This window comes from Plantibacter sp. lyk4-40-MEA-4 (assembly GCF_030209415.1).
GTDB classification, from domain to species: domain Bacteria; phylum Actinomycetota; class Actinomycetes; order Actinomycetales; family Microbacteriaceae; genus Plantibacter; species Plantibacter flavus_A.
The window spans coordinates 386,619-407,828 of the sequence record NZ_JARVSA010000003.1 but is presented as its reverse complement, the minus strand read 5'-3'; the positions used below and the strand labels follow the sequence as shown (position 1 = coordinate 407,828).

20 protein-coding genes are annotated in these 21,210 nt (G+C 70.1%); 16 read left to right on the top strand and 4 right to left on the bottom strand.

All coding sequences use genetic code 11. The annotated features are described in order from the left end of the window. Positions 1-246 precede the first annotated feature (246 nt). From QRN44_RS07170 to QRN44_RS07155, 4 genes are all read left to right on the top strand, one after another. Positions 247-1,233 (top strand): 3-oxoacyl-ACP synthase III, encoded by a 987-nt coding sequence (locus QRN44_RS07170; protein ID WP_064295813.1) that lies wholly within the window; start codon positions 247-249, stop codon positions 1,231-1,233. After that, positions 1,227-3,905: an alpha/beta fold hydrolase gene (locus QRN44_RS07165; protein WP_350310089.1), complete on the top strand. Its 2,679-nt coding sequence runs from the start codon at positions 1,227-1,229 to the stop codon at positions 3,903-3,905. The genes QRN44_RS07170 and QRN44_RS07165 overlap by 7 nt, the downstream gene beginning before the upstream one ends. Further along, positions 3,902-4,870 (top strand): NAD-dependent epimerase/dehydratase family protein, encoded by a 969-nt coding sequence (locus tag QRN44_RS07160; RefSeq protein WP_285038703.1) that lies wholly within the window; start codon positions 3,902-3,904, stop codon positions 4,868-4,870. The genes QRN44_RS07165 and QRN44_RS07160 overlap by 4 nt, the downstream gene beginning before the upstream one ends. Before the next feature lie 390 nt (positions 4,871-5,260). Further along, positions 5,261-6,391: an epoxide hydrolase family protein gene (locus QRN44_RS07155; RefSeq protein WP_285038702.1), complete on the top strand. Its 1,131-nt coding sequence runs from the start codon at positions 5,261-5,263 to the stop codon at positions 6,389-6,391. A gap of 8 nt (positions 6,392-6,399) precedes the next feature. Here the strand turns inward: QRN44_RS07155 and QRN44_RS07150 are convergent, their stop codons facing one another. Next, entirely contained in the window at positions 6,400-6,846 is a 447-nt protein-coding gene (locus QRN44_RS07150) for a MarR family winged helix-turn-helix transcriptional regulator (protein ID WP_071261399.1), read from the bottom strand. Between the two features lie 64 nt (positions 6,847-6,910). Between QRN44_RS07150 and QRN44_RS07145 the strand changes: the two genes are divergently transcribed. From QRN44_RS07145 to QRN44_RS07120, 6 genes are all read left to right on the top strand, one after another. Continuing rightward, complete coding sequence (locus tag QRN44_RS07145) at positions 6,911-7,279, top strand: VOC family protein (RefSeq protein WP_079003789.1); 369 nt, start codon at positions 6,911-6,913, stop codon at positions 7,277-7,279. 33 nt (positions 7,280-7,312) lie between these two features. Continuing rightward, positions 7,313-7,846, top strand: a complete 534-nt coding sequence (locus tag QRN44_RS07140; RefSeq protein ID WP_175116760.1) for a P-loop NTPase family protein — start codon at positions 7,313-7,315, stop codon at positions 7,844-7,846. Between the two features lie 142 nt (positions 7,847-7,988). Continuing rightward, the gene (locus QRN44_RS07135) at positions 7,989-9,035 is read left to right on the top strand and encodes an NAD(P)-dependent alcohol dehydrogenase (RefSeq protein ID WP_285038701.1); all 1,047 of its coding nucleotides are present in this window, start codon (positions 7,989-7,991) and stop codon (positions 9,033-9,035) included. A 191-nt stretch (positions 9,036-9,226) separates the two neighbouring features. Continuing rightward, positions 9,227-10,588: a type III glutamate--ammonia ligase gene (gene glnT / locus QRN44_RS07130; protein ID WP_285038700.1), complete on the top strand. Its 1,362-nt coding sequence runs from the start codon at positions 9,227-9,229 to the stop codon at positions 10,586-10,588. 5 nt (positions 10,589-10,593) lie between these two features. Continuing rightward, the gene (locus QRN44_RS07125) at positions 10,594-11,592 is read left to right on the top strand and encodes an alpha/beta fold hydrolase (RefSeq protein WP_285038699.1); all 999 of its coding nucleotides are present in this window, start codon (positions 10,594-10,596) and stop codon (positions 11,590-11,592) included. A gap of 58 nt (positions 11,593-11,650) precedes the next feature. Continuing rightward, positions 11,651-12,388, top strand: coding sequence for a TetR/AcrR family transcriptional regulator (locus QRN44_RS07120; RefSeq protein ID WP_285038698.1), 738 nt, complete (start codon positions 11,651-11,653; stop codon positions 12,386-12,388). On the opposite strand, the gene QRN44_RS07115 is transcribed toward QRN44_RS07120, so the two are convergent. Further along, entirely contained in the window at positions 12,385-12,657 is a 273-nt protein-coding gene (locus tag QRN44_RS07115; RefSeq protein WP_285038697.1) for a hypothetical protein, read from the bottom strand. The genes QRN44_RS07120 and QRN44_RS07115 overlap by 4 nt on opposite strands. A gap of 211 nt (positions 12,658-12,868) precedes the next feature. Between QRN44_RS07115 and QRN44_RS07110 the strand changes: the two genes are divergently transcribed. From QRN44_RS07110 to QRN44_RS07085, 6 genes are all read left to right on the top strand, one after another. Further along, complete coding sequence (locus QRN44_RS07110; RefSeq protein WP_079000762.1) at positions 12,869-14,188, top strand: ammonium transporter; 1,320 nt, start codon at positions 12,869-12,871, stop codon at positions 14,186-14,188. Between the two features lie 113 nt (positions 14,189-14,301). Further along, positions 14,302-14,982 carry a DedA family protein gene (locus tag QRN44_RS07105; protein WP_285038696.1) on the top strand — a complete coding sequence of 227 codons (681 nt, stop codon included), beginning with the start codon at positions 14,302-14,304 and terminating at the stop codon, positions 14,980-14,982. Between the two features lie 5 nt (positions 14,983-14,987). Continuing rightward, positions 14,988-16,226, top strand: a complete 1,239-nt coding sequence (locus tag QRN44_RS07100; RefSeq protein ID WP_285038695.1) for a sensor histidine kinase — start codon at positions 14,988-14,990, stop codon at positions 16,224-16,226. After that, positions 16,223-16,891, top strand: a complete 669-nt coding sequence (locus tag QRN44_RS07095; protein ID WP_121293161.1) for a response regulator — start codon at positions 16,223-16,225, stop codon at positions 16,889-16,891. The genes QRN44_RS07100 and QRN44_RS07095 overlap by 4 nt, the downstream gene beginning before the upstream one ends. Positions 16,892-17,009: 118 nt before the next feature. Next, the gene (locus QRN44_RS07090) at positions 17,010-18,386 is read left to right on the top strand and encodes an acyltransferase family protein (RefSeq protein ID WP_285038694.1); all 1,377 of its coding nucleotides are present in this window, start codon (positions 17,010-17,012) and stop codon (positions 18,384-18,386) included. A 9-nt stretch (positions 18,387-18,395) separates the two neighbouring features. Next, positions 18,396-18,617, top strand: a complete 222-nt coding sequence (locus QRN44_RS07085; RefSeq protein WP_175116775.1) for a hypothetical protein — start codon at positions 18,396-18,398, stop codon at positions 18,615-18,617. A 33-nt stretch (positions 18,618-18,650) separates the two neighbouring features. Here the strand turns inward: QRN44_RS07085 and QRN44_RS07080 are convergent, their stop codons facing one another. Beyond that, entirely contained in the window at positions 18,651-19,685 is a 1,035-nt protein-coding gene (locus tag QRN44_RS07080; RefSeq protein WP_175116776.1) for a CNNM domain-containing protein, read from the bottom strand. Continuing rightward, the gene (locus QRN44_RS07075) at positions 19,682-21,070 is read right to left on the bottom strand and encodes a hemolysin family protein (protein ID WP_350310088.1); all 1,389 of its coding nucleotides are present in this window, start codon (positions 21,068-21,070) and stop codon (positions 19,682-19,684) included. Before QRN44_RS07075 ends, QRN44_RS07080 begins: the two co-directional genes overlap by 4 nt. Positions 21,071-21,210 lie beyond the last annotated feature (140 nt).

Sequence of the window (21,210 nt, the reverse complement as noted above, 5' to 3'; positions counted from 1 at the left end):
AGGCTACTGCGGCGACCTGCGCGCGTGGCAGTGCCGATTGCAGGATCGCGGCTCCCGCCTGCACCGGTGCTCCGGCGGGCCCGAGTCTCGCTGTCGGGCTGGGCACCCGCTGTCAACAACGGGGACACGATTCGTCCACGTTCAGGGTAGAGGAGTACCGTCAGACGCTGGCGGTCAAGACTGCCTGGTCAGAGGCACGGAGGAATCGTGACCGGAAACGCAACTACCCGATTCGACAATGTGGCCATGTTGTCGGTGGCGAGCACGCTGCCGTCCGCAGTGGTGACCTCGGTCGAGATCGAAGAAGGTCTCGCGGGTGCGATGAAACGCGCCCGCCTCCCGAAGGGCATCCTGCGACGCGTCGCCGGTGTGGTCGAGCGACGCCACTGGGGACCCGGCGAGAACTCGGACGACGCCACGGTGTCGGCCGGTCGCCGTGCGCTCGCCGAGGCCGGCATCTCGCCCTCCCAGATCGGGCTCATGATCAACACCTCGGTGACGAGGCAGCACCTCGAGCCCTCCGTCGCCGTCCGCATCCACGACGGCCTCGGCCTGCCGAGCTCGGCCATCAACTTCGACATCGCCAACGCCTGTCTCGGCTTCGTGACCGGCATGACCATGGCGGCCGCGATGATCGAGTCCGGCCAGATCGAGTACGCACTCATCGTCAACGGCGAGGACGCGAGCGAGGTGCACGCCAACACCATCGAGCGCCTCAGTGGCAGCACCATCGACCGCGACGACTTCATGAGCGAGTTCGCCTCCCTCACCCTCGGCTCCGGGGCCGCCGCCGCCGTCATCGGACCGGCCGACCGCCACCCCGAGGGGCACCGCATCCTCGGCGGCGTCACCCGCGCGGCGACGGAGTTCAACCACCTCTGCGTCGGCAGCGTCGACGGCATGTTCACCGATGCCCGAGCACTCCTCAAGGGCGGGCTCGACCTCGTCGTCTCCGCGTGGAAGGAAGCCGCCGGCGACTCGTGGCGGTGGTCGAAGATGGACCGCTACATCACCCACCAGGTGTCGTCCATCCACACGGACTCCATGGTGAAGGCCGCCTCGCTCGACCGCAGTCGCGTACCGGTCACCTATCCCTACCTCGGCAACGTCGGACCGGCCTCCATCCCGATCACCCTCGCCGACCAGCAGTCGACCCTGAACAAGGGCGACCGCGTCCTCCTCATGGGCGTCGGCTCGGGGTTGAACACCGGCCTCATGGAACTCGCGTGGTAGCGGGTACGGTCGCCGCGAACGTCGGCCTGCGGACCATGGGTGTGCGCGCCGCCGGTCTGCCCGGCCTCCCCGCGCGGTACTCGCGCCGCATCGACGTCCCCGGTCGGCTGGCGGACGACGGCGTGACGAGGAACTGGCACTACCTCGACACCGCCGAGGCGCTCAGCGAAACCGGTGTCGAGCCGGTCGGCACCGTCCTCGCCGTCCACGGCAACCCGACCTGGTCGTACCTCTGGCGCTCGCTCATCACCCGGTCCGTCGAGCAGGCCGACGCCGGCGGTACCGCCTGGCGCGTCGTCGCCGTCGACCAGCTCGAGATGGGCTGGTCCGAGCGGACCGAAATCACCCGCACCCTCGAACAGCGGATCGCCGACCTCGCAGCCTTCTCCGACGCGCTCGGCCTCACCGGTCCCGTCGTCACCCTCGGTCACGACTGGGGCGGCGTCATCTCCCTCGGCTGGGCCACCGAGCACCCGGAGCTCCTCGTCGGGTCGATGCTGCTCAACACGGCCGTGCACCACCCGGAGGGCACCCCGATCCCCGCGCCACTGCGGCTCGCCGGCGCTCGCGGCATGCTCGGCGCAGGTTCGGTGCAGACGACCGCCTTCCTCGACACGACGCTGTCGCTCGCGTCCCCGCCGCTCGATCGCGACGTCCGCGACGCGTACCGCAGCCCCTACTCCGCTCCTGCGCGACGCCGCGGCATCGGCGCGTTCGTCGCCGACATCCCGGCGACCCCGGAGCATGTCAGCTTCCCGCGCCTCGAGCGCCTCGCCGACGACGTCGCCCAGCTCCGCGTCCCTGCGCTCATGCTGTGGGGTCCGCGAGACCCGATCTTCAGCGACCGCTACCTCGACGACCTCGCCGACCGCCTCCCGCACGCCGAGGTCCACCGCTTCGCCGGCGCGGGTCACCTCGTCATCGAGGACGCCCCGGTCGCCGAGTCGTTGCTCACCTGGCTCGACGACCGGCTGCCGCAGGGCGCGCCGGTCGAAGCGACGCCTGTGGAGTCCGCCGCCGCTGCGACCGAGCAGCCCGACTTCGAACCGCTCTGGCGGCGGTTGGACGAGCGACGCACCGACGACAGCGATGCGATCGTCGAACAGCGCGGTTCGGGTGCGGCCCGTCGCGTCAGCTGGAAGCAGCTCGACGACCGCGTGACGCGATTGGCCGCCGGCTTGCACCGCATCGGCGTCCGGCGCGGCGACCGCGTGTCCCTGCTCGTCACGCCCGGCGCAACGCTCACCGCCGTGATCTACGCCTGCCTGCGCATCGGCGCGGTCGTGGTCGTCGCCGACGCCGGTCTCGGCGTCAAGGGCCTCCACCGTGCGGTCCGAGGCGCGTGGCCCGCCTACGTCATCGGCGAGACCAAGGGCCTCGCCGCCGCTCGTGCGCTCGGCTGGCCGGGTGTGAAGATCTCCGCGGCCCGCCTCCCCGGCGCGACCGCGACGGCCCTCGGCGTCTCGCACAGCCTCAAGGATCTGCTCGACGCCCGTGCAACGCCTGAGCTGCCCGGCGAACCCGGCCCGACCGACCTCGCGGCGATCCTCTACACCTCGGGATCGACCGGCCCGGCGAAGGGCGTGAAGTACACCCACGCTCAGCTGTCGTCGTTGCGCGACGTCCTCTCGGAGCACTTCTCGATCACCGCCGACTCGGGGCTCGTGACCGGGTTCGCGCCGTTCGCGCTGCTCGGCCCGGCGCTCGGAGCCCGTTCCTCGACGCCGGAGATGGACATCTCGGCGCCCCGGACACTCACCGCTCGAGCGGTCGCTGCCGCTGTGGCCGAGACGGACGCCGACATCGTCTTCCTCTCGCCGGCCGCCATCCTGAACGTGGTCGCGACCGCCGATGCGCTCGACGCAGGGGACCGACAGGCGCTCCAGGGTGTCAGGACCGTGCTCTCGACGGGCGCACCCGTCAGCCGCCAGCTCCTCACGGCGCTCGTCGGTGTCCTGCCCAATGCGTCCGCACACGCGGTGTACGGCATGACCGAGTGTCTGCTCGTCTCGGACATCACCCTCGACACGCTGCCCGACGAGGACACCGAGCACACGGGGGTGTGCGTCGGGACGCCCATCGGCGGGGTCGACGTGCGCATCAGCCCGCTCGACGAGGCCGGCCGCGCCACCGGTGCGCCGACGCAGGACGCGGACCGCCTCGGCGAGGTCATCATCTCGGCCGAGCACCTCAAGTCGCAGTACGACCGGCTCTGGTTGACCGACCGGGCCGCCGTCCGCGACGTCGCCGAGGACGGACGCTGGCACCGCACCGGCGACGTCGGGCATCTCGACGCCGACGGCCGCCTGTGGATCGAGGGCCGTCTGCCGCACGTGATCGCGGCCCAGGACGGACCGATCGCTCCGGTCGGACCGGAGCAGGCGATCGAGACGGTGCCGCTCGTCCGTCGCGCCGCCGTCGTGGGCGTCGGTCCCGAGGGTCTCCGCCAGTGCGTCGCGATCGTCGAGACGACCACGGGCACGAAGCGGGTCCAGCTCGCCGAGGCCCAGCTCGCAGGGCAGGTGCGCGACGCCTCGCCGCAGCCGCTCGTCGCCGTCTTCGTGGTCCCCGAGCTGCCGACCGACATCCGCCACAACTCCAAGATCGACCGCACCCGTCTGTCGGTGTGGGCGGAAGGCATCCTGGCCGGTGAACGGCTGAGCACCCCGTGACCGTCCTCGTCACCGGTGCGAGCGGCATGCTCGGCCGTGAGGTCGCCCTGGAGCTGCTCCGTGGCGGACATCGCGTCCGGGTGTTGCAGCGTGGACCGTCGGCGCTCACCGACGTCGAGGAGGTGCGCGGATCCATCACCGACGCAGCCGTCGTCGAGTCGGCGACGGACGGTGTCGACGCGGTCGTGCATCTGGCCGCGAAGGTCTCGTTGGCGGGTGACCCGGCGGAGTTCGAACGCGTCAACGTCGCCGGGGCCGAGGTCGTCCTCGACGCGGCCGAGACCGCAGGCGTCTCGCGGTTCGTCCACATCTCCTCGCCGTCCGTCGCGCACGGTGGCTCGGCGCTCGTGGGTGTGGGTGCGGAACCGGCCGATCCGGGCGCGGCTCGCGGTGAGTACGCGCGCACGAAGGCGCAGGGCGAGCTGCTCGCCCTCGCGCGGGACCGCCGCGGCTTCGCGGTCGTCGCCGTGCGGCCGCACCTCGTCTGGGGTCCGGGTGACCCGCAGCTCGTCGAGCGCATCGTGGATCGCGCGCGCCGCGGCCGCCTGCCCCTGCTCGACGACGGCACCGCCCTCATCGACAGCACGTACGTCGCGAACGCGGCGTCGGCCATCGCGGCGGCGCTCGAACACGCGGAGACGGCACACGGTCGGGCGTTCGTGGTGACGAACGGTGAGCCGCGGCCGGTCGGCGAGCTGCTCGCGGGCATCTGCCGTGCTGCCGGCGTGCAGCCGCCCGCCTTCAGTGTCCCCGCCGGCGTCGCCCGAGCTGCCGGTGGGCTCGTCGAGCGCCTGTGGAGCATCCGCCCCGGCGCCGATGAGCCGCCGATGACGCGCTTCCTCGCGGAGCAGCTGTCGACCGCGCACTGGTTCGACCAGCGACAGACCCGCGCGGCCTTGCACTGGACGCCGACGGTCTCGATCGACGAGGGCCTCGAACGCCTGGCCGCGCACTACCGCGCCTGACCCCGGCCGGCCGGTGCGGCCTGGGGGCGGTCACCGATGCGCAGTCCCAGCCCCGCCGCCGCGGTCCAGGCACCCGAGTGCCGGCTCAAGCGGCGGCGGGGTCTGGGCCACACCCGGGCGAGGGAGCCCGGTACGCATCATGTTACGTGCTGGGCCTGGTCTGTGTCGTCGGAAGGGCCCATCCGTTCGCAAGATGGCCATCCCGCTCCCGGCGCGTCGACCCAGCCCCGCCGCGGCGATCCAGACATTCGGGTGCCGGCTCGAGCGGCGGCGGGGTCTGGGCCACGACCGGGGAGGGAAGTCCCGGTGTGGACGATGGTACGCGCCAGGCCGGGCGGTGTCGCTGCGCATGGTTCTCCCCTGTCGGACCTCTGCTCTAGCGTCGAGCGCATGCGTTCGTTCCGGATCCAGGTGCCCGATGCCGACCTCGAAGACCTGCGGCGGCGACTCGACACGGTTCGCCTCCCCGCCGCGATCGGTGATGCGGCCGAGGAGAGCGCCCTCTCGCTCAACCGGTTGCGGGCACTCGTCGCCCACTGGCGGGACGGCTTCGACTGGCGGCGCGTCGAACGCGAGCTCCAGGAGGTGCCGCAGTTCGAGGTGGAGGTCGACGGGCAGCGGCTGCATGTCGCGCGGCTACCGGCACCGGGCGGCGTCACGGTGACGGTCCCGGTCATCGCGTTCCACGGTTGGCCGTACTCCTTCGTCGAGATGCTGCCGCTGGCGAGGGAACTCGCAGGACGCACGGTCGACCTCGGAGGCGGCCGGACACTCGGCTTCGAGGTCGTCGTCCCCTCCCTGCCCGGGTACGGGTTCTCGGCGCCGCTCTCGGACCGGCCGTTCACCGGTCCGGTGGTCGCCGAACTGATGCACGCGCTCATGACCGAGGTGTTGGGGCACGTGAGCTACCTCACCTACGGCGAGGACGTCGGTTCGACGACGAGCGACTGGCTCGCGGCGCTGCATCCCGAGTCGGTGATCGGCCAGTTCGCGACCCACGCCGCTTTCCCGGCGGCGTCCCGAGCCCGCGACCTCACCGCCGAGGAGCAGGGCTGGCTCGATCGACACGACCAGGAGTGGGCTCGCGGTCTCGCCTACGCCCGGGTGCAGGCCACCAGGCCCGAGATCCTCGCGACGGCCCTGAACGACTCACCGGTGGGCCTCGCCGCATGGATCGCGGAGAAGCTGCTCGCGTGGGCGGGCGACGGCACCTGGTGGACCGACGACGAGCTCCTGACCACGGTCTCGCTGTACTGGTTCACGCAGAGCATCGGATCCTCGTTCCGGCCGTATCGCGACCACCCGAAGCAGCCTGAACTGCCGCTGATCGAGGTGCCCGTGGCCGTCGCCGTGCAGACGGGCGAACGCGGACTCCCGCGCTCCTACGCGGCGCGGGCGTACAGCGACATCCGGAGCTGGACGGAACTGGATCGCGGGGCGCACTTCACGGCCTGGCAGGTGCCGGTCGCTGTGGCGGACCGGATCCAGGCCTTCGTCGAGACGCTTCCCGTCACCGACTGATCGGCTCCTCAGTCCTCGTCGTCGCGAAGTGATCGGATCATGCTGCGCAGGACGACAAGCGCCTCCCGCTGCTGATCGGGGGTCATGCCGCTCAGCATCCGGACTTCGACCGATCGCACGGCGGCGGACGCCTGCGCGAGCTGCTCGCGGCCGAGCGGGGTGAGTCGCGTCGGCAGCGCCTTGCCGACGGGGGCCTGTTCGGGGCGGCTGACGAAGCCGTCGCGCTCGAGGGCCTGCAAGAGGACGTTCATCGACTGGCGGGTCACGAAGGCCCCACGGGCGAGCTCGGAGTTCGACAGCCCAGGTCGCTGGGCGAGGAGTTCGAGGCAGGAGTAATGCGTGATCGTCATGCCGAGTGGCCGCAAGACCGCCTCCATCGCTGAGCGGAGCGCGCTCGCCGCCTCCTTCAGGAGGTAGCCGAGCGACGTGTCCAGTTCGATCCGATCTTGACCCATGTCAGTATTCTGACATAGAGTGATGCGTGTCAGATAACTGACACAATACGATTGGATGCACATCATGCCCGTCACCGGACCGGACTTCATCTCCCTCCAGGTCGCCGACCTCGACGCCTCGCAGGCCTTCTACGAGCAGTACCTCGGCCTCGTCCGCTCGCAGGCCGGCCCGCCGCACGCGGTCGTCTTCGAGACGACGCCGACCGCCTTCGCTCTGCGCGACATCGTCCCCGGAACCGATCTCGCCTCCGCGCCCCAGCCTGGGATCGGCGCGGCGATCTGGCTGCACGCCACGGACGTCCAGGAGATCCACGACGCCCTCGTCGCCGACGGGCACACGATCGTCTCGGCGCCGATCGACGGCCCGTTCGGTCGCACCTTCACCTTCGCCGACCCGGACGGCTACCAGCTGACCCTCCACGACCGCGCCTGAGCTCGTCCGCGTCCGACCGGTCAGAATGGACGGATGCGACGATCGAGAGTGCACGTGATGGGTGCGAGTGGCAGTGGCGTGACGACGCTCGGGCGGGCGCTCGCCGACCACTGGTCCGTCCCGCACGCCGACGCCGACGACTACTTCTGGGTGCCGACCGACCCGCCCTACGTGACCAAGCGTTCGGACGCGGAGCGGGTGCGGCTCATGCGTGAGCTGTTCGTGCCGCGCGAGGCCTGGGTCCTGTCGGGCTCGATGCCCGGCTGGGGTGACGAGATCGTCGCCGAATGCGACGCGATCGTCTTCGTGACCCTCGACCCGGCGGAACGGCTGCGGCGTCTGGAGGCCCGAGAGATCGAGCGGCGGGCCGGTGAACCGCACGACGACCGTGCGTGGCGGGAGTTCCGAGCCTGGGCGAGTGGCTACGACGACCCTGCGTTCGACGGCCGGAGTCGGGCGTCGCACGAGGCTTGGCTCGCGACGCTGCCGCAACCGGTCCTCCAGGTCGACAGCGGGTTGTCGCGTGCTGAGCTCCTCGACGTCGTCCTGGCCTGGGAACCGTCCTGACGGGTGTCGACGGCCCGGCCTGTCAACGGGGTGCCGGCCGACGGATCGAAGCGCATACTGGAACGGTCAGACTTATCTGACACACGTCGCTTAGTGAGCGACTGCGGCGTGCGGTTCCGACGCTCGAGGAGGATGTCTCACCATGAAGGCACTGCGGTACACGAAGATCGGCTCGGCCCCCGAGGTCGTCGAGATCGAGAAGCCGACACCGGGGCCGGGTGAGATTCTGCTGAAGGTCACCGCCGCCGGTGTCTGCCATTCCGACGACTACGTCATGAGCCTCCCCGAGGAGGACTACCTCGCGCAGCAGTACCCGCTGCCGCTCACGCTCGGACACGAGGGTGCCGGTGTCATCGAGTCGTTCGGTGAGGGTGTCGAGACGGGCCTGCAGATCGGAGACGCGGTCGCCGTCTACGGGCCGTGGGGCTGCGGCCACTGCCTGAACTGTTCGCAGGGCAAGGAGAACTACTGCACGAACGCCGTCGCCGAGGGGATCCGTCCTCCCGGGCTCGGCAGCCAGGGCTCGATGGCCGAGTACATGATCGTCGACGACGTGCGTCACCTGGTGCCGATCGGCGACCTCGACCCCGTGAAGAACGTGTCGCTCACCGACGCGGGCCTCACGCCGTACCACGCGATCAAGCGCAGCCTGCCGAAGCTCGGTGCCGGCACCTTCGCCGTCGTCATCGGATCCGGTGGCCTCGGTCACGTCGGCATCCAGATGCTCAAGGCGCTCTCCGGTGCGACGGTCATCGTCCTCGACGTGAGCGACGAGAAGCTCGAGCTGGCCAAGCACGTCGGTGCCGACGTCACGCTCATCAGCGACGAATCGGCCGCGGACAAGATCCGCGAGCTGACCGGAGGCATCGGGGTCGACGCCGTGTTCGACTTCGTCGGCGCAGGCCCGACCATCGCCACGGCCACCGCGGTCGCCGCCATGGAGGCCGACGTGACGATCGTGGGCATCGGCGGCGGTTCGGCGACCGTCGGCTTCGGGTCGATCGCCTACGACGCCGCCGTGCGCGTGCCGTACTGGGGTTCGCGGAGCGAGCTCATCGAGGTCTTCCAGCTCGCGAAGGCGGGCAAGGTCGACGTCGAGGTGCAGCCGTACTCGCTCGCCGACGCCCCGAAGGCCTACGAGGACCTGCACGCGGGAACGATCCGCGGGCGTGCGGTCATCGTCCCGTAACCACGACGCTCGGAACCGGCGTCCGTCGCACTCGCGGCGGGCGCCGGTTCTGTGTTCCAGTGCGCCTCGGCACAGCGTTCACACCCTCGAAACACTTTCGACACTGCATCGAAACTCCACCCGCGCATACTTTCAATACAGTATCGAAATGAGTCGCTGCGAGGGTGGCGACGCAACCGGAGGAGCATCCCATGACCGTCGTCGAGACCGTTACCACCGTGGAGTCCGTCCGCGCCCGCCTGCAGAAGGCCGGCGTCAAGTACGCGATGGCGAGCTTCGTGGACATGCACGGCAGCATCAAGACCAAGTTCGTCCCGCTGTCCCACCTCGAGCGCATGGCCGGGGGATCGGAGCTCTTCACGGGGGCTGCGCTCGACGGCCTCCCGCAGGCGATCAGTGACGAGGAGCTCTCCGCCCGTCCCGACCTCGACAGCGCCGTGCAGTTGCCGTGGCGGAAGGACGTCGCCTTCTTCGCGAGCGACCTCTACACGAAGGGCGAGCCGTTCGAGGCGGCGTCGCGCAACATCCTCAAGCGTCAGCTCGATGCGGCTGCAGAGATGGGCTTCACCTTCAACCTCGGGATCGAGACCGAGTTCTTCGTCCTCAAGGACACCCCGGAGGGTGTGACCGAGGTCAGCGACCGCGACGACCTCGCGAAGCCCTGCTACACGGCGACCGCGGCGCTCGACAACCTCGATTGGCTCACCGAGCTGGTCGAGGCGATGACCGAGATGGGCTGGGGCGTGTACTCGTTCGACCACGAGGACGCCCCGGGGCAGTTCGAGATCGACTTCAACTACTCCGACGCCCTCACCATGGCCGACCGCGCCGTCTTCTTCCGGCTCATGGCCAACGAGATCGTCCGCAAGCACGGTTACTTCGCGACCTTCATGCCGAAGCCCTTCGCCGACCGAAGCGGGTCGGGCGCGCACTTCAACATGTCGCTCGCCGACATCGAGACCGACGAGAACCTGTTCGAGACCGACGACGACCCACGTGGTTGCGGCATCTCGGAGCTCGGCTACAAGTTCATCGCCGGTGTCCTCAAGCACGCGCCCGCGCTCTCGGCGGTCATCGCGCCGACGGTCAACAGCTACAAGCGGCTCGTGCGTCAGGGCAGCATGTCGGGTTCCACCTGGGCTCCGGTCTTCGTGAGCTACGGCAACAACAACCGGACCAACATGCTGCGCGTGCCGCTCCAGGGCGGGCGCGTGGAGTGCCGGGCTGCGGACATCAGCTGCAACCCGTACCTCGGGGCGGCGCTCATCCTCGCCGCGGGCCTCGAGGGCATCCGTGAGGACCTCGATCCGGGAGCGCCGCACACCGAGAACATGTACGACTACACCGAGGCGCAGGTCGCTCAGCTCGGCATCGGCATGCTGCCGCGCAGCCTCGGTGAGGCGGTCGACGAGTTCGCCACCGACTCACTGTCGCGTGCCGTGTTCGGCGAGGCGATGTACGACGCGTTCATCGACTACAAGCGCCAGGAGTGGAACGAGTACCAGGCGCACGTGTCGGACTGGGAGACCGCCCGCTACCTGAAGTTCTTCTGATCCCGATGCACCAGGTCCTCGACCTCGGGAGGTTCGCGCTGGAGTCCGGCGCGGACCTCCCGGAGGCGCGACTCGCGTACACGACGCAGGGCGCGCTGAACGCCGACGGTGATAACGCCGTCCTGCTCCCGAGCTACTACACCGGGACGCACGCGAGCTACGAGCCGTGGATCGGGCCGGGCCGCGCGCTCGACCCGGCCCGTTGGTTCATCGTCTCGGTGAACCTGTTCGGCAACGGCGTCTCGACGTCGCCGTCGAACGCGGCTGAGGAGGTGCGCGGTGCCGCGTTCCCCGAGGTCTCGATCGGTGACGACGTCCGTGCGCAACGGCAGCTCGCCGACCACCTCGGTGTCCGCCGCTGGCGGTTGATCGCCGGCTGGTCGATGGGCGCGCTGCAGGCCTACGAGTGGGCGGTGCGGTATCCGGAGTTCGTCGACGCGTTCCTCCCCGTCGCCGGTGCCGCGCGGTGTTCGCCCCACAACGCCGTCTTCCTGGCGGGCGTCGAGGCGGCGCTCCGGGCGGATCCGGCCTTCGACGACGGCCCATACACGACACCGCCGCGGACCGGACTCCGCGCATTCGGGACGGTCTATGCGGGGTGGGCCTACTCGCAGGCGTTCTTCCGGGATGGCACCTACCGCGAGCTCGGGTACGCCGACGTCGCAGACCTCCTCGAGGACTGGGCGGCCGACCACGAGCGGTGGGACGCGAACGACCTGCTCGCGATGCTGCGCACCTGGCAGCGGGCGGATCCCGGGCGAGGGGTCGAGGGCGGGTTGGCCGCGGCGCTCGGGCGAGTGCGCGCGCGGAGCATCGTCATGCCGTCGTCGACCGACCTCTACTTCACCGTCGAGGACAACGTCCTGGAGTCGGCGATGATGCGTCGGAGCGAGGTGCGGGTCATCGAGTCCGATCTCGGACACGTGGCTGGGCGGCCTGGCGTGCGTGCCGCCGAGACGGCCGTGATCGAGGCGGCCATGCGGGAGCTGCTGGCCGAGGGCTGAGGCGCTGTGCCCGCCCGTAGGATTGGCGGAGGTGTCCGCGAGCAGGGAGTGGTGATCGATGGCCGGCCGCACAGGAGCATCGCCCGGTCGTCCTCGCGCGAGCGGGGTCGCCGCCGAGGATCCTCGTGAGGAGATCATCCAGGTCGCGACCAGCCTGTTCGCGGAGCGCGGGTACGAGCGCACGAGCATGACGATGTTGGCCGAGGCGTGCGGGATGAAGCAGTCCTCGCTCTACTACTGGTTCGCGAACAAGCGCGAGGTGCTCCGGGCGACCGCCGCCTCGAACCGCCAGTCGGTCGGCGCCGCGGAGGCCCTCGGTCCGATCGAGGCCGACGTCCCCGCGAAGCTCTACCGCGTCCTCTACGAGGACGGTGTCGCGATCTGCGAGGCGCCCTTCGACTACAACGAGATCGAGCGGCTCGCGGCGGAGCATCCCGACGACCTCGCGTCGTTCTGGGACGACTACCGCACGCTGTTCACGTTCATCGCCGGACTCATCCGAGACGGCGTCGAGCAGGGGGCACTCGTCCTCGGCGGTAACGAGACCCCGGAGTGGGCTGCGGCCGCCGCGCTCCACGCCAACGAGGGCATGCAGAAGGCCTTCCGCTATGGCTCCGGCGACATCGCCGCCCAGTACCCGCCGGTCGAGGCCGCCGAGGGTGCGAGCGAGGCGGACCGCATCAGGGCCTTCGCGCGGCGCACCGCCTCCGCCACCCTCCACAGCCTGTTGGTCGACCGCGCAGCGCTCGCCGAGGTCGAGCGGGCTGCGCTCCACCTCGACCTCGCTGCCGGCTAACCCGCCGGAGACTCGTCCTCAGCTGGGCCGTCCACCGCGTCGGTCTGAGCGGCGTCGATGGACGGGCGTTTCGGGAGCCGCCACGCCTGGATCAACACGACCGCGCCGAGGGCGATCTGCGCAGCACCCAGGATGACCCCGAACAGGTAGCCCTGGCTGTCAGCGCCGGCGGACAACCTGAATGCGAGTTGCGCCACACCAAGGGTCGCCAAGGTCCAGCCCAGAATCAGCCGTGGTGTGCGGTACTGGGGATCGTTCGCCTTGACCATGCGAGCAGCCTATGCGGCGCCGTCGAACCACGACGGCTGCTGCCTCGCGCGTGACGCTCAAGACTGTGTCCGATGCCGGCGACTCGACCGAACCCGTAACGAACACGAAACGGATTCGATACTGCATTGAAATCGGTCGTCACGACAATTGGATGACCTATTGAAAATGCGGTCGTCCGTTTCGGATCCCGCGCGAACCCTGGAGGTCCGGATGGACACGGCTGCAATCGCGGGCAACACGGCATGGCTCCTGACGGCGGTGGTGGCCGTGGCGCTCATGCTGCCCGGCCTGGCGATGTTCTATGGCGGCATGGTCAGTCGTCGCATCACCATGAACATGATGATGATGATCTTCGCGTCGTTCTGTCTCGTCGGGATCCTCTGGGTCGCGTTCGGCTACTCGATGGTCTTCGGCGACAGCCTCGGTGGCCTCGGACTCGTCGGCGACCCCACCGAGTACCCGGGCCTCGGTCAGTTGCTCGTCGCCCCTGAGGGGAGCGCGCTGCCGCCGCTGGCGCTCGCCGCGCTCCACCTGATGTTCGCCGGTCTCACGATCGGGATCGTCGCCGGAGCGGCCGCCGGTCGGATGAAGTTCAGCGCGTGGATGGTCTTCGCCGGTGTCTGGTCGACGCTCGTCTACTTCCCGGTCGCGCACTGGGTCTTCGCCTTCGACTCCGCCGACGGTAGCGTGCAGGGCGGGTGGCTCGCCAACACGATTGGCTCGATCGACTACGCCGGCAGCACTGCGATCCACGTCAACTCCGGGGTCGCCGCCCTCGCCCTCGCCATCGTCCTGGGCAAGCGGAACGGCTTCCCGTCGCAGCCCAAGGCGCACAGCCTCCCGCTCACGCTCCTCGGCGCCGGCCTGCTCTTCGTCGGCTGGATCGGCTTCGACGGCAGCGCCCTCGGTGCCGCCGACAACAACGCCGCCGTCGCCGTGTTCAACACGGTCGCCGCGACCTGCGCGGGCGTCATCGTCTGGCTCGTCGTCGAGAAGCTGCGCGACGGTCACCCCACCACCCTCGGTGCCTGCTCGGGCGCGATCGCCGCACTCGTCGCCATCACGCCATCCTGCGGTGCGGTCACCCCGCTCGGCTCCCTCGCGATCGGTGCCGCCGCGGCGGTCGTCTGCTACTTCGCGGTGAGCCTCAAGGTCCGCCTCGGCTTCGACGACGCCCTCGACGTCACCGCGCTGCACTTCGTCGGCGGTGTCGTCGGCGGCCTCCTCATCGGTGTCCTCGCTGTGCCGCTCGCGCCGAGCGGTGGAGAGGGGCTCCTCGCGGGCGGTGGCTTCCTGCTCCTGGGCAAGCAGGCGCTCGCGATCGTCGCCGTCTTCGTCTACACCTTCTCCATCACCTGGGTGCTCGCGAAGGTGCTCGACAAGACGATGGGCATCCGTGTCCCGGCCGAGACGGAGGCGCAGGGCCTCGACGTCGTCCTCCACGCCGAGAACGCCTACGAGATCAGCACACACGAAGCGCTCGCCCCGCGTGGGCACGCCGAACCGACGGTCCCAGCCGTCGTCGACTAGGACCGGCACCGAGGGGGAACGGCACTGACGGCGCCGCAGAACACCACCGGGGTAGGGGGTCCGCGATACCCCAGGGTGATGCTGCGGCGCCGTCCGCTTCGTAGCGTCGGAGCATGGACGTCATCAACGAGCTCATCCTCAACGCAGTGACCTCACCGTGGCTGTACGTGGTGATGTTCGCGACCGCCGTCATCGACGGGTTCTTCCCGCCGATCCCGAGCGAGACGGTGCTCGTCGCCGCGGCGGCCGTCGCGGTCTCGACCGGCGGATCGAACCTCCTGCTCCTCTGCGCCGTCGCGGCCGTGGGCGCGGCGATCGGCGACAACATCGCCTACCTCATCGGCCGCGGGGTCGGCACGACGCGCTTCGCGTGGATGCGGCGTCCCCGGATCGCGGCGGCTTTCGACCGGGCAGGGCGGACGCTCGGGCGTCGAGGCGCCCCGCTGGTCCTCGGGGCGCGGTACATCCCGGTCGGCCGCGTCGTCGTCAACATGTCCGCCGGTGCCCTCCGATACCCGTGGCGACGGTTCCTGCCGCTCAGTGTCATCGGGGGAGTGACCTGGGCCGCCTACAGCGCGATCATCGGCGTCGTCGCCGGCAAGCTCTTCGAGGACCAGCCGTTCCTCAGCTCCGTGCTCGGTGTGGGCGTCGCGCTCGTCCTCGGTCTGGTCGTCGACCGGGTCGCGGCCATCCGTCGTCGCCGCCGTGAGCGGTCCGATGCGGCCAGCGATGGGACGCCGGAGGGATCAGACACCGAGGAACACCCGCCGGCCCTGGCGCTGATGGGACAATGACCCTCATGGATCGGACGGCGCGCGGCACCTCCCGCCGCACCGTCGGACGCTTCGTCCTCGCGGGCGTCGGCGTCGTCCTGCTGAGCGTCCTCGTTCCGATCCAGAGCCTCCTCTACGGCACCGTGCTCCCGGCGTCGTTCCTCCTCGGAGCCGCGGTCTGCGGCGCGCCGCTCCTGTCCGTCGTGGTCCCGCGCGTCGCGATCGTGCTGTTCTCAGCTGCTGCCTTCGTGCTCCCGCTGGTCGCTTCGCCCGACCACGACCCGGTCTGGCCGTGGCCGTGGTCGGTGCCCGCGCTCATCGCCTTCGCCGTGTTCGTCGGCGTCGTCACCTTCCTCCACGGCTGGCTGCTGGGACTCATCCCGTTGCTCGTCGGCATCGCGGGCTCGCTCGTCGCGGCACTCATCCTCCCGTCCGCCGCCGACGCGACCGCCATGGCCGCGGACCTCATCGTCGCGTCCTCCGTCGCGGGGGTGGCGTACCTCGTGGCTCTGCTCATCTCCGGGCGGGTGCGGTTGGGAGAGGAGCTGACTCGTGAGCGCGAGACCTCCGCCGCTGAGCAGTCCCGGCGCGTGCTCGTCGAGGAGCGCACCCGGATCGCCCGCGAGCTCCACGACGTGGTCGCGCACAGCATGTCCGTGATCCAGGTGCAGGCCTCGACGGCGAAGTACCGCGTGCCCGGCCTCGCCGAGGACGCCGCGGCGGAGTTCGACGACATCGCCGCCACCGCTCGGGGCTCGCTCGTCGAGATGCGGCGTCTACTCGGGGTGCTGCGCACCGAGGACCAGATCGCGGAACTCGCGCCGCAACAGGGCCTGGACGACCTTCCGGCACTCGCCGACGGCCTGCGCCGCGTGGGTGCCGACATCACCCTCTCGATGGACCGCGGCGACGAGGGCGCCCTGCCCGTCCCTCCGACCGTGCAGATCGCCGCGTTCCGCATCGTGCAGGAGGCGATGAGCAACGCCGTCCGACACGCGCCGGGCGCGCCCATCGTCGTCGATGTCCGAGTCGGTACGACCGCGGTACAGCTGCGCATCCACAACGGTCCTGCGCAGAGTACGGGGGAGCACGGCGCCGGACACGGCCTCCGCGGCATGCTCGAACGCGCCGCCCTCCTCGACGGCACCCTCGACGCCGGCCCCGACGGCGCAGGCGGTTGGCTCGTGACGGCCGTGCTGCCCACCGGGGAACCGACCTCGACGCCATCCCGCCCCCGATCCAGCTCGACGAAGGACCGCCAGTGACCATCGACGTCCTCATCGCCGACGACCAGGCCATGGTCCGAGCCGGGTTCGCCGCGCTCCTCGACGCCCACGACGGGATCCGGGTGACAGGGCAGGCCGCGAACGGTGCCGAAGCGGTCACGCTGTCGGCGCGACTCGACCCCGACGTCATCCTCATGGACGTCCGCATGCCCGAGCTCGACGGCATCGAGGCGGCGAAGCGCATCCTCGGCCCGGGCTACCCGGCGGTGAAGGTGCCTCGCATCATCATGCTCACCACCTTCGATATCGACGACTATGTCTACGACGCCCTGCAGGCCGGGGCGAGCGGCTTCCTCCTCAAGGACGCGCTGCCCGAGGACCTCGTGCACGCCGTGCGGGTGGTGGCGGCCGGCGACGCACTGCTGGCACCCAGCGTCACCCGGCGGATGATCGCCCAGTTCGCCGCGCAGAAGCCCCATGCCTCGCATGGTGCCGCGCGGCTGGCGGAGCTCACCGAGCGCGAGCGCGAGGTGCTCGTCCTCATCGGCCAGGGGCGGTCGAACAGCGAGATCGCCGCGACCCTGTTCATCGCGGAGCAGACCGTGAAGACCCACGTCGGCAAAGTGCTCGCCAAGGTCGGCGCGCGCGACCGCGTGCAGGCCGTGATCTTCGCCTACGACACCGGACTCGTCGCCCCGTCCTGACCCGGACTCCGCGCGTCGACACCTCACCCCTGGGTACGGGGCGCGACGACACCGCCGGGTGATGTGCCCTCGGGTACCGCGTTCGTAACCTCCTCGGACACCACCGAGGAGGACCGACATGGCCATCACCCACGCAGTACGGATCGACGCCGGAACCGATCGCGCCAGACCGGTCCGCACCGGGCTCGATCGCACCCGGGGCGAACGCGACCGCGGCATCGACCTCGTGCGTGCCTGCTGCATCGTCGGGGTCGTCGTCCTGCACGCGATGATGGTCGGCGTGACGGTGACCGCCGCCGGTCCCGTGTTCGAGAACGCGAGCGACGGCACCGCCTGGATCGCCCCGCTCAGTTGGGCTCTACAGGTCATGCCGCTCTTCTTCGTCATCGGCGGGTTCGCCGGCCTGCTCGCGCACCGACGCCACCGGTCGCACGGTGGATCGGCCTCGGCGTTCGTCGCCGCGCGACTCCATCGCCTGTTGCTCCCCGCGGTCGTCACCATCGGCTGCGTGGGAGTAGCCCTCGTGATGCTGACCCTGGCCGGTGTCCCCGCCGACCTCGTCGCCATGGCCGGCTTCCGGTTCGGCCAGCCACTCTGGTTCCTCGGCGTCTTCCTGCTCTGCCAGGCACTGTTGCCTGCGCTCGCCGCCGCCCATGAGCGCGCACCGCTCCGCTCGATCGCGTCGCTCGCCTCCGCGGCCGTGCTGGTCGACGTCCTGCGTGCGGCCACTGGTGTCGACGCCCTCGGATTCATCAACCTCGTCCTCGTCTGGACCGCGCTCCAACAACTCGGGTTCTTCCTGGCCGACGGCTCGATCAGCGCGCTCAGCCGACGTGTCCGGTCGCTCGCCGGTGTCGGGGCGGTCGTCGTCCTCGTCGTCACCTGGTGGACCGGCGTCTACTCGAGTGACCTCATCGCGAACATCAACCCGCCCACCGCGGCGCTGCTCCTCGTCGGCGTCGCCCACACGGCACTGCTGTCGCTCGTCCGCGAGCGACTCACTCGGCTGAGCGCGCATCGCCGGGTAGCGTTCGTCACCGACTTCGTCACCCGTCGCGCCATGACGATCTACCTCTGGCACATGCCGGTGCTCCTCGCCATGGCCGGTGCGTCCGCCGTGTTCGCGCTGACGACCGGCGTCGCCCTCCCCGCGCCGGACAGCCTCGGGTGGTGGCTCGGGAGACCTCTCTGGCTGGGGGTGGCACTGACACTGACCGCGCTGGTCGCGATGGTGTTCGCCCGCGTCGAGGCGGTTCCGACGCCGACGGCGACGCACTCGCGCGGCCGGATCACGGTCGGCGTCCTCCTCGGGCTGGCTGCTGTGGTGCTCCTCCTCGTGGCCGGCACCTCGGTGACCAGCGCGACGCTCGCCGTACTGTCGATCCTCGCCGCGCTGCGCGTATCGCGGTCGTCCTCGCGAACGGAGCGGCCGACGATCCGTCTGCTGCGCTCCGATGCGACAGGTGCGGAGGTCGTCGGAGCGTCCGGCGCATAGGGTGGGCCCATGGAGTTCTGGACCGTGGCGCTCGTCGTCGGTGTCGCATTCGTGGTGCTGTCCGTGCTCGCGCTCGTGCTGAACCATCTTCGGCAGCAACGTGACGCCCGTCGCCGACAGGAACAGTACGGCGACGCGGCTGCGCGGCACGCCGGCGGACGTCGGTCGCAGCGCGGTCGCGTCTCGAAGCCGGGCGCGACGAACCACCAGCAGACGCCCGACAGCTGGTGACGGCGGCGTCGTACGCTCGGTCGAGGTGACGACTCAGTCCTGCGGAGCCGGCAGCGCATCGCTGCCAGGACCCGATCCTGGCAGGATCTCGCGCAGGAGGTCGTCGAGGGTCACAACGCCGAGCAGGCGCGCGCCGTCGACCACGATCGCCAGTTGCACACGAGCTCGTCGCATTCGAGCCAGGGCATCGTGCGCGGAGACGGCCGGTGCCAGCGTGAGTGGGTCGCGAGCGACGTCCGCCGCGGAGGTCCCGGCATCGACGGTGAGGGTGTCGCGAACGTGCACGACGCGGCAGTCCGCTCCGGTTCCGAGCAGGATCCGCAGGTGGCCGGACGTGGCCGCCATCGCCTGCACCTCTGCGACCGGGGCGGTTGCAGGAACCGAAGTGGGTACCCGGTCCGTCTGCACGATGTCCCCGACGGTCAGCGTCCGCAGACCGATCGCACGCACGATCGGTTCCGAATACTGCACGCCCAGCGTGCCGGCGGCTCGTGAGTGCGCGACGAGTTCGCGGATGGTCTCCGCGTCCTGGCCTCCGGCTGCCGCCTTCTCGACCGGCTCGACGCCGGACGCCCGCACGAGGCGGTTGGCCAGATGGTTGATCCACAGCAGGAAAGGACGAAGCGGCCAGGTGAGCGCACGCGCCGCGACCGCGGTGGACTTGGCGGCGACCTCGGGGTGAGCGATCGCCCAGGACTTCGGAGCCATCTCGCCGATCACGAGGTGGAGGAACGTCACCACGATGAGCGCGAGCAGGAACGCGATGACGTCCGCGAGCACCGCGGGGAGCCCCCACTGGGCGAGCACGGGGGAGAGCGCATAGTCGATCGCGGGCTTGGTGATCGCGCCGAGTAGGAACGTGCAGGCGGTGATGCCCAGTTGCGCGAAGGCGAGCATGACGGTGAGCTCGTTCATCCCCCGCAGCGCGGCGCGTGCGGCGACGCTCCGGCCCGCTTCCGCTTCGAGACGGTGTCGCCGGGCCGCGAGGAGGGCGAACTCGACGATGACGAAGAAGGCGCTCGCAATGATGAGCACCGTCGTGATGATCGTGACCAGCCACCAGCTCATCGGGTCGCCTCCTCATCGAGGATCGTGACTGCGCCTCGGTCCTGGTCGAGCTCCGTCTCGATCAGGTGTACCGCCACCCGCGAGGGTACGAGGCGTTCGACCTCGACGACCTCGACGGCGAGCGTCCGCTGCACCTGGCGACCTTCCAGAGCCTCCGATGGTCGTTCGGGGAGGACGATCCGGACGACGGAACCGACCTCGAGGAGGTCGCCGTGTGTGCTGATGGCGAGACCGGCGATGGTCTCGGCGTCCTCTCGCGGGAGGTCGTGGCCGATGACGCGCTCGACCTCGTCCAGGTGGATGTCGCCCGGCAGTGTCCACCTCCCGGACCCGAGCTCGGCGACGCCGACGGTTTCGGAGTCGTGTTCATCGGTGATCTCGCCGATGACCTCCTCCGTCAGATCCTCGACCGTGAGGATGCCATCGAAGTTGCCGTACTCGTCGACGACGCACGCGAGTTCGTTGCGGGTCCGCCGCATGCGTTCCAACGCGACCGGGAGCAGCATCGCCGTCGGGAGGACCACGGCCGGGCGCATCACGCTCGACACCAGGGTGTCGTCCGCACGGGGTTCGCGGAGGAGGTCGATCAGCTCGACGACGCCGAGTGGCGTGTCCTCGTCGCCGACGACCGGGTAGCGCGTGTGCCCGGTGCTCATGAGCGCGCGGACCTCACCCACCGTCGTGTCGGGCGGGACCGAATCGACACGGGAACGCGGCACCATCGCATGCTCGACATCGCGCTGCGGGAAGTCGAGGATGCGGTCGATGACGAGGGAGAGTTCGTCGGATAGGTCTCCGCTCGCGCGGGACTCGGCCACGATCGACTCGAGGTCCTTGGCGGTGGCGCTCTCGTCGACGTCTTCAAGCGGTTCGATGCGGAGCGCTCGAAGGAGGGCGTTCGCAGCCTTGTCGAACACGGTGATGAGCCCGCCGAAGACGAGGAGGTAGATGCGCGTCGGCACGGCGAGCGCGCGGGCCAACGGTTCGGGGTTCGCGATCGCGAGGTTCTTCGGGTACAACTCACCGAAGACCATCGTCACGACCGTGGCGAGGAGGAGCGCGCCGCTGGTGCCGATGAGGACCGAGACGACCGGGTCGATGCCCGCTCCCCCGAGCAGCGTGCCCACCGAAGCGCCGATGAGCGGCTCGGCCACATAGCCGATCAGCAGACCGGTGACCGTGATGCCCAACTGGGCACCTGAGAGCATGAAGGACGTGCGCTTGGTGATCGCGAGGACCCGCTTCGCCTGCGTGTCACCCTTCTCGGCCTGGACCGCCATCCGCGCCCGGTCGACCGACATGTACGCGAACTCCTGGGCGACGAAGAATCCGCACGCCGCGATGATCACCGCGGTCAGGACGATGCCGACGACGAGTGTCAGCATCGCTTCGAGCATCCTGATTCACCCCCTCGACGTGCGAGGGGGATCGATGATCGACCCTCCTGGTCGGTGGAGGTGCGATGTCGGCTCACGGGGGTTCTCTCTCGTGGGTCACTGGGAAGTGCCCACGAGGTTACCCATCC

Excerpts from the sequence above, each read along its gene's own strand:
- QRN44_RS07170 (WP_064295813.1), top strand. The coding sequence starts at position 247 with ATGTTGTCGGTGGCGAGCACGCTGCCGTCCGCAGTGGTGACCTCGGTC.
- QRN44_RS07110 (WP_079000762.1), top strand. The coding sequence starts at position 12,869 with ATGGACACGGCTGCAATCGCGGGCAACACGGCATGGCTCCTGACGGCG.
- QRN44_RS07120 (WP_285038698.1), top strand. The coding sequence starts at position 11,651 with ATGGCCGGCCGCACAGGAGCATCGCCCGGTCGTCCTCGCGCGAGCGGG.
- QRN44_RS07080 (WP_175116776.1), bottom strand. The coding sequence starts at position 19,685 with ATGAGCTGGTGGCTGGTCACGATCATCACGACGGTGCTCATCATTGCG.
- QRN44_RS07135 (WP_285038701.1), top strand. The coding sequence starts at position 7,989 with ATGAAGGCACTGCGGTACACGAAGATCGGCTCGGCCCCCGAGGTCGTC.
- QRN44_RS07105 (WP_285038696.1), top strand. The coding sequence starts at position 14,302 with ATGGACGTCATCAACGAGCTCATCCTCAACGCAGTGACCTCACCGTGG.
- QRN44_RS07090 (WP_285038694.1), top strand. The coding sequence starts at position 17,010 with ATGGCCATCACCCACGCAGTACGGATCGACGCCGGAACCGATCGCGCC.
- QRN44_RS07100 (WP_285038695.1), top strand. The coding sequence starts at position 14,988 with ATGGATCGGACGGCGCGCGGCACCTCCCGCCGCACCGTCGGACGCTTC.
- QRN44_RS07140 (WP_175116760.1), top strand. The coding sequence starts at position 7,313 with ATGCGACGATCGAGAGTGCACGTGATGGGTGCGAGTGGCAGTGGCGTG.
- QRN44_RS07150 (WP_071261399.1), bottom strand. The coding sequence starts at position 6,846 with ATGGGTCAAGATCGGATCGAACTGGACACGTCGCTCGGCTACCTCCTG.
- QRN44_RS07115 (WP_285038697.1), bottom strand. The coding sequence starts at position 12,657 with ATGGTCAAGGCGAACGATCCCCAGTACCGCACACCACGGCTGATTCTG.
- QRN44_RS07125 (WP_285038699.1), top strand. The coding sequence starts at position 10,594 with ATGCACCAGGTCCTCGACCTCGGGAGGTTCGCGCTGGAGTCCGGCGCG.
- QRN44_RS07145 (WP_079003789.1), top strand. The coding sequence starts at position 6,911 with ATGCCCGTCACCGGACCGGACTTCATCTCCCTCCAGGTCGCCGACCTC.
- QRN44_RS07075 (WP_350310088.1), bottom strand. The coding sequence starts at position 21,070 with ATGCTGACACTCGTCGTCGGCATCGTCCTGACCGCGGTGATCATCGCG.
- QRN44_RS07155 (WP_285038702.1), top strand. The coding sequence starts at position 5,261 with ATGCGTTCGTTCCGGATCCAGGTGCCCGATGCCGACCTCGAAGACCTG.
- glnT (WP_285038700.1), top strand. The coding sequence starts at position 9,227 with ATGACCGTCGTCGAGACCGTTACCACCGTGGAGTCCGTCCGCGCCCGC.
- QRN44_RS07085 (WP_175116775.1), top strand. The coding sequence starts at position 18,396 with ATGGAGTTCTGGACCGTGGCGCTCGTCGTCGGTGTCGCATTCGTGGTG.